We start from the raw sequence: 12,689 nt of genomic DNA on the forward strand, positions 1-12,689 counted from the left end.
TAACAAAATAGATTGTTTTATTTTTTAACGGCAGTTATTTTTCCCATCAATGATTTTGCAATAACAAGCTTTTGTATTTCGTTTGTACCATCTCCAATCTCAATACCTTTTATGTCTCTATAATATCTTTCTATGTTGCTTTCTTTGCTATAACCAAAACCCCCCTCAACTTGCATTGCCAACCTAACCAAATCTACACCCCACTTAGCTGTTGCATACTTAGCTATAGAAGACCACATAGGGTAATCTATATCATTGTTATCTATTTTTTGAGCAGCATTATAAATTAAAAGCCTTGATGCCTCAAGTTTTGTCTTCATTTCTGCAATCATGCTTTGAACCATTTCATGTTCTATTATAGGTTTGCCCATAGTTTCCCTAATCTTTGCATAGCTTAGAGATTCATCGAATGCTGCCTGCATTATACCTAGTCCCATAGCAGCAGTTACCACTCTTCCTTCATTTACTCCATCCATAACTATTTTGAATCCGTTATTTAATTCCCCAACCAAGTTTTCTTTAGGAACTCTGCAATCTTTAAACAAAAGCTCGCTAGTCCCACTACCACGGACTCCCATCATATCTAGTTTGCTTATTTCTATGCAATTATTTTTATCTAAAACAAAAATTGATATTCCTTTATGCCTTTCTTCTTGTTTCCCAGTTCTTGCAGCAACTAAGAAGAAGTCTGCATATGTAGAATTAGTTATCCAAGTCTTCCTACCGTTTATAATGAAATCATTACCATCAATTTCAGCTCTTGTTATTATATTTGCTGCATCAGAACCACAGCATGGCTCACTTAATGCAAATGCACCTATTTTACCTTTACCAAGTTTTGTTAAGTATTCCTCTTTTATTTCATCGCTTGCATAATGAACTAATGGGTATGCAACCATAGTGCCTGATACTGTTGCCATTATTGATATTGCTCCAGATACCCTAGCTAATTCTTCAACAACAACAACTGATTCCATAGTTGATAAATTAGGTCCACCATATTTATCAGGAACTCTTAATGCAAAGTAACCCATGCTTGATACTTGGTCTAAAATATCTTTATTGATATAATTATCTAAATCAATTTTTTTAGCAACAGGAGACAATACCTTTTCTGAGAATTCCCTAACTGAACTCCTCAACAAATCAATATCAGATTTTGCACTCAATTTAATACACCAATAATTTGTAACATTAAAGGGTTAATATATTAATTTAAGCTTTTTATAGTTTTTTACTACTTTCTTCAACATTATTATAAATATTTAAATAAGAAGGGTTTTAAAATAAATTAGAGATTTTAAATTCTTTGAAATTTAATGCTTTTAATATTAAGTAATTGAATATCTTATTGTATACTAAGATTTATTAGATTCAACAATAAAAAATTATACAGGTGGGAAAGTGGTAGTATTGCACAGCAAAGATGTAATAAATAAGTATGTTTCTGAAGGGTGGTGGGATAATATAACTCTTATAGAAAGATTCAAAAGAAATGTACTTAAAAACCCAGAAAGGTTAGCTGTTGTTGATCCGCCTAATAAAAAAGACATAACGGGTTTAGCACCTGAAAGGTTGACATATTTTGAGCTATACGAAAGAGTAAAAAGAGGGGCTTCATATTTACTTGATCATGGAGTTTTCAAAGACAAAATCGTGTTAGTTCAATTCCCAAATACCATAGAACTTGTTTTGGCGTATTTGTCTATTTGGAAGGCTTCTACTATAATTTCTCCTATACCATTGCAATGGAGAAAATATGAAGTAAAGAAAGTATGTAACATAATAAAACCTTATACCTATATGTTAATAGAAAGATATAAAGATTTTGATTATCTTTCAATGTCTAAAGAATTAATGGAAAATGAATGCTCAAGTATTAAAAATATTATTACTTTATCACAATGGAGTGAAATTACAAAAAATTACAAAATAAGAGATGATATTAATGAAACATACTTAGATGGAAACGATATTGCTACAATTGCCTGGACCTCTGGAACTGAAACAGATCCTAAAGCTGCACCATTAACTCATAATAATTGGGGATTCTTAAGATTTTTATACGATGGAAATAGATACCCTGGAGCTATATTGAATGATGGAGAAGTAATAGCTGTTTCTTCACCTCTTATTAATATGGCAGCCATTGGAGTTGGATTAGTTCCATGGATAATTATATCTGGCACATTAGTTCTTCACAATCCATTTGACCCTGTAATATTTTATAACCAATTGATAAACGAAGGCGTTACTTTCACATTAATGGTCCCAGCTATAGTAGTATCTTTATTAAAGCAGGGTTTATTTAATCAAAGACTGAAATTAAAATACTTGGCTCAAGGTGCAGCTCCGCCACCTCCATGGACATTTGTTGAACTTAACAAACTAGGGATTGAGCCAATAAATATATGGGGCCAAAATGAAGGAACTGGACTATTTTCTACAAGAGAAAATATAGAGGACCTTGAAAAAAGATCAAGAGCCTTTCCATGGCCTCATAAAGGTTTAAAATGGTACCAAGTTTTTAATAATGCTATTGATACTAAAATTGTAGATCCTGCTGGAAATGAGCTAAAAGAGCCAGGGCAAATAGGAGAGCTATGCTATAAAAGTCCTTTCACTATGGCATCATATTTTAATCAACCTGACTTTACAAAAAAATCATTCGACAATGAAGGATATTTTTGCACTGGTGATTATTTCCAAATAATTGATCATAGTACCATATCATTTTACGATAGGAAAAAAGACATAGTTAATAGGGGTGGCTTCAAAATACCAAGCGCAGAAATAGAAGATCTATTAAAGAAGCATCCAAAAATATTAGATGCTGCCGTAGTTGGATGGCCTGATCCAAGGCTAGGAGAAGTAGTTGCTGCTTTTGTTGTATTAAAACCTAATGAAGCTTTAGACTTAGAAGAAATCAGAAAGTTCATGGAAGAACAACAAGTGGCTAAATATAAATGGCCCGAAAAATTGATAATTATTGATCAAATACCAAGAAATCCCTTGGGAAAAGCTTTAAAAAATATGTTGAGAGATAAAGTTAAAGAATTAAGTGAAAATCAATCTATTTAATTCCTAGATTATAAAACCCTAGGAGTTTTTGTTAAAATTTCTAATTTGTTTTGACAAACTAAAACAGTATCTGGATATCTATATCCTCCTAAACCATTTAAATACCCGTTCTATGGCTAGAACCATATTCTTCTTAATAATGGTATTAATTTTTTTGAAACACTTGGGAGTTCATGAGTAAGAGTGTGTAGTTTACCTAAAATAGAATTCTAAACAATATCTTCTTTTATTAAATCTTAATTTAATAAATAATTTTTTAATTTGTCAAAAAAATTTATATATTTATTTATAAAGGAAAATAAAGGCAAAAAGTGATAAAAAATGAATCCAATGATTTATGCATGGATATTCTGGATATCAGGAAATACAATAAGCACTGCATTTGGAGCATATTTAGTTAGAAAATATAGGAATACCTACGGCCTTCCAACACTAATAGTATTATATTCTATTTATTCTGTAGGTGCAAATATTTTAGCATCAAGAATAACAATTTACAACATTATAATACCTTTCATAGTCTCGGGAGGTACATTAATATTTCCATTCGCTAGCCAACTTGATGATATGATTAATGAGGTATATGGTAGGAAAAAAGCTTATACAGCTATTGCTGTTGCTTTAATAGCAAATATATTAATGGCGACCTTCATTTTAGCTGATGCTATGTTACCAGTTCCTTCTTGGGAAGATGTTGCTAATAAATATTGGCTCCAGTTTATGGTAGCTGCTCCAAGAATAATGATAGCATCATACATTGCTTTTGGGGCTGATGAGTTATGGAATGCAACCATTTTTGCTAAGTTAAAGATAATGGCGTATAAAACCGAAGAGGATTGGAAATCAAATAGAAGAATTATTGCTTTGGTTTTGACTAGAGTTACGACATCTGATATATCAACAATGATTATAGATAGCATCATATTTTACCCACTAGCTTTCTTTGGTATTTTAAATTTAAGTGTTGTCCTAAATATGATATGGATGGGCGCTTTAATGAAAATTATTTTAGCAATATTTAATTCTCCATGGTATATAGTTTATAGATTGCTAATCAAAAATGTAAAAAGAGATTTTTAATTTAAAATATATAATTAATATAATTTAATAAAATTAAATCCTAGTTTATCGCATGTATGATAATATTTTAATTCTTTTATTGTTTTAGAATAGACGTTTAATGCATTACTATTGTAACTATCTGATACCTTCATAAAAGATTTATAGTATTTAACCAAATACCCTGCCATATTAATTGTATTGTTTTGGATTGCTTGAGCAAAGAAATTCTCTTCAAAACCAATTCCATTAACCAAGTATACTGCGTTTAATGTCTTAGTAACAACAGCGTTATTACTTGTTAATCCAACTAAAACAGCCCCACCATATTGATTTATTATCTCTAAAATGCCGCTAAATCCCCCTATAGCATTTAAATTATATTCTAAAGATTCAGTCAAGTTGTATTTTCCATTAATATACATAATTGAATATGAAGGATTCATGCTAATAGTTCCGTTTTGCAAATAGGTTGCATTATATGGTATTATATATGGATTTGTAATTGGAGCTACAAAGAAATCATAATAAAAGCTTATAGGATAATTTGCATTTATAAGTAATGAGGAATTTAATAAACCTTTTTCATAGGAACTCTCAGAGAATTTTTCATCCAAAAATGCGTATTGATTAAAATATGAAAACGTTTGCTTTGCAATAGTTATACCTGATTGAGCAGATGATGCTATTTCTCTTCCATATTTATAATTTAAAATTGATGTATAGTTTATATAATAATTAGATGCTTCTTGATAATATATGCCTGTAAATCCTGGAATTAATATTGGTTGAGTATCAATTAAATTAGATTTCATATTAATTATTTTTCCAGAAATTAAGGGATTAGAACTATTTACCCAAAGCATTAATACACCAGATATATCCCATGTGAAATATGGGCTTTGCATCATTTCTTCAGCTAGAATTAAATTGCTTATAGTAACAGATAATGTTACGTTACTTCCTAATGCTAATAGTGGAGTTAAATCTATATAGTAGGGCATATGGAATGAAAGTGTATTAATAGATGTTAAAGGTTTCCAATAGAATAAATTGATTCCTCCAGTATAAATTGTCTCAAATGGATTTAAAATACCAGCTAATTCGTTGTTGTAATAAACTTCTATATTTCTTATCGCTGGTTCATTAGCGTACCAAAATTCGTCGTCTTCTCCACCTTCTTCAAATAATAACAACATAGATTTTTCGGTCCCATTGGGTATATTTAATGATTGCATAGCAATATCCTTATTAGGTGTTAAAACTGTGTATGAATACCCAAAACTATTAGTAAATAATGGTATGAAATAGTTGGGTAAATTACTTGGTGGACTACCATTATAAAGATATAGAGTTACGTTTACTAGGTAATAACCAGTTATCCCTATTTTAGGTACAATATAGTTGGGCAGCACTATTTGAAATTCAACTGGCCCAGATAAAAGTCTTTCAAATAAAGTCAGATCTACTTCCGATGTGGAATTTAGAATTTCTTGTGTTGACCCCCAAAATATTGGAGTACCATTAGCAAATATATAAAATGCCCTATCATACTGAGTTCCATTATGCTCACTTATTGAAACGTTCATAAGTATTAAGCTGTAGTTTCCTCTTGGTATATTAATTATTTTATTATAAGGTATCATTCCACTTTCTCCAAAATATGCGTTCGTTGCTATATTAATGACAGTTGGGGTAACGTTTGGAGGAATAATATTGAAAGCTTCAAATGAATAATAACCGTCATTTCCATTCATTCTTTTAATAATTGAAGAAGATATTGTAATGTTTGCAATCCTTTTTCTATATAAATTACTATTAACTTCTGTATGAGCTAAAGGCAAAATATTTATCAACAATAAAGGGATTAAAATTATTATAGAATATACTATTATCCTTCTCATTTTACCATCCTCCTCATAGCTAATGCTATACCTCCTATAATTATACCTATAATACCAACTGTCAAGCCTGAAGCACCTACTACATAAGATGTTGAGCCTTTCTTACTGGCTGCAAGTGCCGTTGAATTTACGGAACTTATCATTTTTTCTAAGTTATTAACTAGTGTTGTCAAGGTAGAATTGAAATTAGATGATGCTGTGTTAATTTTGTTGTTTAATAATGAAACATTTGATAATATATAAGATTGGAGTTGAGATGATGCTGTGTTAATTTTGTTGTTTAATAATGAAACATTTGATAATATATAAGATTGGAGTTGAGATGATGCTGTGTTAATTTCTTTTGATAAAGTATTTTCTAAATTATCAATAAGCAAGGTTTGGTATAATAAATGATAGTTATTATAAATTTTTACACTAATATTATAAGATAAACCATTATTTAAAATAATAGTAACAATGTATGTTCCATCAGGCATAGATGTTGAATTGAACGGAATGGCCAATTCTAACATTCCGTTCGCAATTTTATAGGTGTAATTAATGGGTATGCTGTCAAGTAATACTTGTACTGGTGTAAAGTTATTATTTGATAAATTAATATAAACATAATTTATAGCCTGCGTTACATTGATAGGATAGACAGATACAACCTTTGGTAATGTTACATTAGATAAATGAGTAACATTGTATTCATTTAACCCACTTAAAACAATTTTACTGTTTTCCTGCGAAAATGCGTATATAAGATTTTCAAATACAGAATTTACTATGTTAGCATTGCTATTAATCAACGAAACACCAACTATTCCAGGACCTATATTATCGTTTAACAAACTTATATTAGAATCTTCAGCCATTATTCTATTTATTTGAGATCCGATTATCTTTACTGTTGAATTTGCTATAGTTAAATTGTTTATTACACTATTTTCTATGAGTAATGATGCATTTTTAATAATCAAACTATTAGAATACACCCCTTCTATACTATTACCAATAACGGTTCCCATAGGTAAAGAAGTATAATTATTTTGGTTAATAATTAAAGAGCCTATGAAAGTATAAGGCTCTAGATATATATTATAAGGAGTAGATACTTCATCATTGCCATTAGCAGCTTCTCCTGATACAGTAACTGACCATGGACCTGATAATTCCATAGAACTTAAACCTGTAAATATTCCGGGACTGCTTAATGAAGGTAACTGTAATATTCCATACCATTCGTTTAATGATGAATTATATTGTAATGGTATTCCAACTGTGAAGCTATAATCTAATAATCCTGAATAGTATTGATCAGGTATCAAAGTTGCAGTAAATGTTCCATATTTAACTTCTGTTCCGTTTTGATATGTAATATTTGCAAATACTTTTATATATTGTCCTTCATATGCTGTAGAAACCGATTCTATATTAGTATTTAATGTAGAGGGGGAAACGTAGAATGATTGATTCGCATAACCAAATAATGGACTTATAGCTGTTGATTCGTTAGAAATAAAAACTACATTGTAAAATCCGGAAGTTAAATTGGATGGTATTGTGAAAAATCCTGTTTGGAAGCCTGAAGATGTGGGTTGTAATGGAATCTGAGCGACTAAATAATTAGATAAATTATATATGTTTGCATATATATTGCTTGTAAACATACCAAGACCAATTGGATCAATTGCTAAAGCAGCAAGAATAACTGTTTCTCCTGGTGAAGCACTTGGCAATCCATCATTTACTGGTGTTATGACAAAGCTTTCTAGAATTGCCTCTCCAAAATATTCATAAGTATAGACATTTCCTTGCGATGAATTCACCATTAATATATAAGATCCTTGTGGGTCAGGATAAGGTAGAATCATTTCTCCATAATATATGCCTCCTCCTTCTGAAATTAAAGGTGTACTATAATAAACAACTCCATTTTTAATTAAATATGCATTTAATGATAAATTGTCGTCAGGATTACCATTTGGCAATGTAGCATATACTTCCACATAAAATGGGTAATTAGCAAACAATGGAGGACCATAAGGATATGGTGCTGGCGTTGGAGGTGATATTATAGCTAGTCCTACACCTACATCAATATCTGTTGCCCCCATACCCACTAAATTACTATTTGAAGTTCCATTTACTACTATTGTCCATATATTTGGAGGCATACCTTGCGTAATGTTTACATTCCCTATCCAATACTGACCATTAAATTCTAATGGTATTTTTTCTAATAAACCGTTAGATGTATAGATATATGCATTAAAGTTCCCTGCTGTAACTAAAGAACCATTTTGATAAGTTATATCCGATATTATTTCAAAAGATGTATTATACATATACCATGGATATTGTGCACCATTTTGATAAGTAGTTACAGATATTTCTAAATGAGCTTCGCTAATAATATTTTCAATTGCTTTAGCTAGCAAACCGGCATTAGGACTGCCTAATCCTGTTACTAAATTATATCCTGAATTTGCTGAATAATAACCATTATATCCAAAATTTATTTGGTGAAACGCCATATCATATAAAGTTTTATTTTCATATATTTTATATAATAATGGATTTAGTAATCCTAAACTAGTATTGAGATATCCATCAATATCTGCTGTCACTCCAGCCCATAATGGTGATGCTAGGCTAGTTCCTCCAATTACTTCTAAACTTCCATCAACTAACTCGACAAAGCCTGTATAGGGATTTGCGTCAGCTGCTACATCTGGAACAGCTCTATAAGTTCCTGTAACAATTCCTAATTGATACCATGGCTTTGGTATTAATGTGGAATACCCTCCTGTCGAAGCAACTTCACTTGTTCCATAAAGTGGTGAAACCGACCATGCATTTTCATATCCATAAGTACCGGTTGAGTTCAAATCAGATAAATAACCTGAAGTTATATTAACAAATAATGAAGTTCCTCCTACTGCTGTTACAAATGGTGATGTTGATGGAAATGAAACTCCCCCGTATAGTTCTGGGGTACCTCCGTAAGCGCCCTCATCTCCGCTAGATGCAAAGAACGATATTCCTTCTGCACTACCTAATGCAAAATAATAGTCTGCATATGCATAGCCTAAATTAAATTGGGCTTGCACATAATATGGATCTGACGTATAGAAGCCCGTTAAAGCTATCGTATTTTCTGATGCACCCCAACTCATTGACACAACGTTTGCCAAATCCAAGCTTACTACATAATCTATCGCCTCATACAATGCATTTGCTGGATTAGATGTTACTAACAAGTAAATGTGAGCATATGGAGCCATTGTTTGAGCTGCTTCTACGTCTAAAGCAGTTTCTATATCCCAACCTGTTCCAATTCCAATACTTGGATGATAAGGACCTATAGGTATTAAAGTTAAGTTTACTGAGGGAAGCCCAAACATAGAATCAAATTGATATAGATCTTGATAAATTAGTGGATCTCCATAGGCATCTATTATAGCTATTGATGATCTATCGCTGTATTTCATTATATTGGTTACATTATATGCCCCTTCAAAGTCTCCAGGGGTGTAATATGTTATTGCACCCGCCATTTGATCTTTTTTAAAATCATTAAATAGTTTATAACCAGAACTATTTAAAGGAACAAAGTATTTATTTATTATTTTTCCCGATAAGAGATAAGGCGGTTTAAATTGAGTAAAATTATTTAATCCAAATATTAAGGTATTTGAGAGTATAGATGGTATTTTTGGATTGTTATTAGGAGCGTAATAAATTACACCATTGTAGCTTTTATAAAGAACTAAATTTGTTTCAAATACCTTCTCTACTAAATAAGCTGGACCTTCAGCCATAATTGAAAATCTATCAGGACTTTGGTAAGTAATTATGAATCCTTGCGATTTTAAGTAATCTATTACATTATTAAATTCTTGTAAAGGCGGAGAAAACGTATTTAAGACTTCATTTCTATTTAATGGCTTAATTTGTTTGTTTGCCACCTCTTGAGATAAAAATAGTAAATAACTATAATTTTGAGGAGGGAAGAATACTGAAAAACTAATCATTGTATTATCTGGTAATTGACCCAAATATGTGCCGTTAAGTGAAGGGCCATAATAATATGTACTGTTATTAGTTGCTTTATTTGATACTGCAAATGTCAAAGGACCAAAAATAGATAGGATGAAGACAAATATAAACACAAACGAAGAATATTTAATTAGTTTCTTAAAAGTTTTACCCACAATAGTTCACCAGACGATTTTATTTATATTATTTAAGTTTAATAAATCTTTCTAATTAACAAGAAATGTTAAATAACAAATTGATCTTTAAAGGACTATCTCAAGCTTAATTTTATACTAATGCAATATTTTTTAAGTCAAACAAAAGATTATAAATTGGTGAATGAATTGGTAATGAAGTTTATAGAGAGACTTGAGAAATGTAACAAACTATTGCAAATAGCTCTTGATTTCACTGATATAAATCCTGCAATTAAAATTGCATCAAGCATTGATAGAAGAGAAAATTTAATCTTAGAAGCAGGAACTCCTCTTATAAAATCTTATGGAATTAATTCTGTTAAATTATTGCACTCGTTGAAAGGTAATCATCTAGTTTTTGCAGATCTAAAAATTATGGATGTAGGATCTTTGGAGGCTAACCTTGCATTCAGTAATGGAGCTGATGCTGTATCTGTATCAGCTGCAACTAATATAGAAACGATAAAGGAAACGGTTGAGGAAGCAAATAAATGGGAAGGAGTCGTTTATGGAGATCTTATTGGAGTTGAAGATATTCAGAAAGGTATTGAAAAACTTAAAAACGCAAAAGTTCATGTAGCTTTACTACATATAGGAATTGACGTTCAAGTTAAAATGGGTGTTACAGCTGGAAATTATGCTCAATTAATAAAAAAAATAAAGGATAGCTTTGGAGGAATAGTTGCAGTAGCTGGAGGTATCAAGCCTGAAGAAGTACCTTTAATTTCATCTGCTGGAGCTGATATAATAATAATAGGAGGAGGTATAACTAAAGCCAAAGATCCTTATGAGGCAACTAATATAGCTATTAAAAACTTAAATTCAAAATGTTAAATTATTTAAAACTTTACAATAAAGTTTATATTGGAGATTAAAGTGAAAAAGGGTATAATGGTAGGCTTTGGAAATGTTGGAAAAGCTTTAGCTAAGGAACTTATTTCTCTTAACAAGATTGAAATTATAGCTGTGATAACGTCAAAGGGAGTCTATAAATTAAAAAATAATTGGAGATCAGAGTTAAACAATTTAGCAAATGAATATCCAAGAGGAAATAGAGAGAAAATCGATATTTTAGATTTAATTAATGAATTCATTCCAGATATAGCCTTTGTAACAATTCCTCCCTCATATTATAATGGAGAACCTAATCTATCAATATACAATACGTTGATCGATAACAATATTAATATAATAACAGCAGACAAAACAGGACTTGCTTTAGAATTTAGCTCTTTGATGAAGAAAGTTAAAAACAATAAATTGTTCTTTGGATATAGAGCAACAGTAATGGCTGGAACGCCAGCCATTGATGTGGCAAAAGGACTTAGAGGGAGAAATCTAAAAGGGATTAAGGCTGTGTTAAATGCAACAACAAATTATATCCTGAGTTTAGTTGAAAGCGGATACTCAATGCAAAGTGCTATAGATAAAGTAAAAGAATTGGGTTTGGTTGAGCCAGATCCAAAAATTGATATAGACGGTTATGATGCAGCTGCAAAACTGAGTATAATATTAAACACATTAGATATAGAATCTAACATAAATGAAATCAAGAGGGAATCCCTACTAAATATTAATGAGGAAAAAATTAGAAAAACTTTGAACGAAGGAAAAAGGATAAAATATATTGCTTATTTTGATGGTAACAAAAAAGGCGTGCATTTGGAAGAAATTGAAATGGATTCTCAACTTGCTAGAGTTTCAAAAAATTATAACTGTATCCTATTTAATGTTGATAATGATACAATAACTTTAACAGGACCAGCCGGACCAGCTATTTCTACTGCTAAATCTATGATAACAGATGTGCTAGAATACTTAGAAAAAGATTAATCTCTTTAATTATATTGCAGATTTGTAAAATTATACTATTTTAATAGATTTCACCTATTTTAATTTAAACATAAGAACATAAAATTATTAAGGTAAAATATTAACATTATTTTAGGTGGTATATTGGAAACATATAAAGTATTAGGCTTAATAGGTCTTTTGCTAATCTTATTTGTAACAGTTATATTTTCTATCTTTATGTTATTTGGATTTTATTACTATTATGGATTTATGGGAATGATGGGATATTATAGACATTATTATATTTATAGATATTCATTTATGATATTTCCAATAACAATAGGAGCATTATCTATAATATTTGCAACAATTGGGATTTCTATAAATGATAGGATTGCGTCTGGAATTTTGTTAATACTATCTGCCTTTATATCTATACCAATTGCTTTTGGAGCATTTGGAATAGGCTTCATTTTATTGTTATTATCAGGAATACTTGCGTTAATAAAGTAAATTTTTATTTAATGCTAAAATAATTTATAAAACGCAATAATTTTTTATGATTACTTATGCTTTATAATTTTCAATAATAAAAAAATATATACCCTAATGAATACATTAACTACAA

The 12,689-nt window shown here is 30.3% G+C and carries 8 protein-coding genes; 5 read left to right on the plus strand and 3 right to left on the minus strand.

Annotated elements, in window-relative coordinates; genetic code table 11:
- Nucleotides 1-17 precede the first annotated feature (17 nt).
- A complete protein-coding gene (locus RXO53_RS00190) occupies nt 18-1,169 on the minus strand; it encodes an acyl-CoA dehydrogenase family protein (RefSeq protein WP_410712270.1) in 1,152 nt (383 codons plus the stop codon).
- A gap of 235 nt (nt 1,170-1,404) precedes the next feature.
- On the opposite strand from RXO53_RS00190, the gene RXO53_RS00195 reads away from it, so the two are divergent.
- Together RXO53_RS00195 and RXO53_RS00200 are read left to right on the plus strand one after the other, a co-directional pair.
- On the plus strand, nt 1,405-3,081 hold the full coding sequence (locus tag RXO53_RS00195; protein ID WP_410712271.1) for a class I adenylate-forming enzyme family protein: 1,677 nt from the start codon (nt 1,405-1,407) through the stop codon (nt 3,079-3,081).
- 321 nt (nt 3,082-3,402) lie between these two features.
- The gene (locus RXO53_RS00200) at nt 3,403-4,161 is read left to right on the plus strand and encodes a queuosine precursor transporter (RefSeq protein WP_410712272.1); all 759 of its coding nucleotides are present in this window, start codon (nt 3,403-3,405) and stop codon (nt 4,159-4,161) included.
- Nucleotides 4,162-4,175: 14 nt separating this feature from the next.
- Here RXO53_RS00200 and RXO53_RS00205 read toward each other — a convergent pair whose 3' ends face one another.
- Nucleotides 4,176-6,044, minus strand: coding sequence for a peptide-N4-asparagine amidase (locus RXO53_RS00205; protein WP_410712273.1), 1,869 nt, complete (start codon nt 6,042-6,044; stop codon nt 4,176-4,178).
- Complete coding sequence (locus RXO53_RS00210; RefSeq protein WP_410712274.1) at nt 6,041-10,246, minus strand: protease pro-enzyme activation domain-containing protein; 4,206 nt, start codon at nt 10,244-10,246, stop codon at nt 6,041-6,043. Before RXO53_RS00210 ends, RXO53_RS00205 begins: the two co-directional genes overlap by 4 nt.
- Nucleotides 10,247-10,420: 174 nt before the next feature.
- Between RXO53_RS00210 and RXO53_RS00215 the strand changes: the two genes are divergently transcribed.
- The 3 genes from RXO53_RS00215 to RXO53_RS00225 all read left to right on the plus strand — a co-directional run bounded on the left by RXO53_RS00215 (nt 10,421) and on the right by RXO53_RS00225 (nt 12,574).
- Nucleotides 10,421-11,101 carry an orotidine 5'-phosphate decarboxylase / HUMPS family protein gene (locus RXO53_RS00215; protein WP_410712325.1) on the plus strand — a complete coding sequence of 227 codons (681 nt, stop codon included), beginning with the start codon at nt 10,421-10,423 and terminating at the stop codon, nt 11,099-11,101.
- A gap of 42 nt (nt 11,102-11,143) precedes the next feature.
- Nucleotides 11,144-12,100 carry a hypothetical protein gene (locus RXO53_RS00220; protein ID WP_410712275.1) on the plus strand — a complete coding sequence of 319 codons (957 nt, stop codon included), beginning with the start codon at nt 11,144-11,146 and terminating at the stop codon, nt 12,098-12,100.
- Between the two features lie 123 nt (nt 12,101-12,223).
- On the plus strand, nt 12,224-12,574 hold the full coding sequence (locus RXO53_RS00225; protein WP_410712276.1) for a hypothetical protein: 351 nt from the start codon (nt 12,224-12,226) through the stop codon (nt 12,572-12,574).
- Nucleotides 12,575-12,689 lie beyond the last annotated feature (115 nt).

It is taken from the genome of Caldisphaera sp. (genome assembly GCF_046536515.1).
Classification (GTDB): domain Archaea; phylum Thermoproteota; class Thermoprotei_A; order Sulfolobales; family Acidilobaceae; genus Caldisphaera.

Coding starts and splice junctions, on each gene's coding strand:
- RXO53_RS00200 (WP_410712272.1), top strand. CDS start 3,403: ATGAATCCAATGATTTATGCATGGATATTCTGGATATCAGGAAATACA.
- RXO53_RS00205 (WP_410712273.1), bottom strand. CDS start 6,044: ATGAGAAGGATAATAGTATATTCTATAATAATTTTAATCCCTTTATTG.
- RXO53_RS00215 (WP_410712325.1), top strand. CDS start 10,421: ATGAAGTTTATAGAGAGACTTGAGAAATGTAACAAACTATTGCAAATA.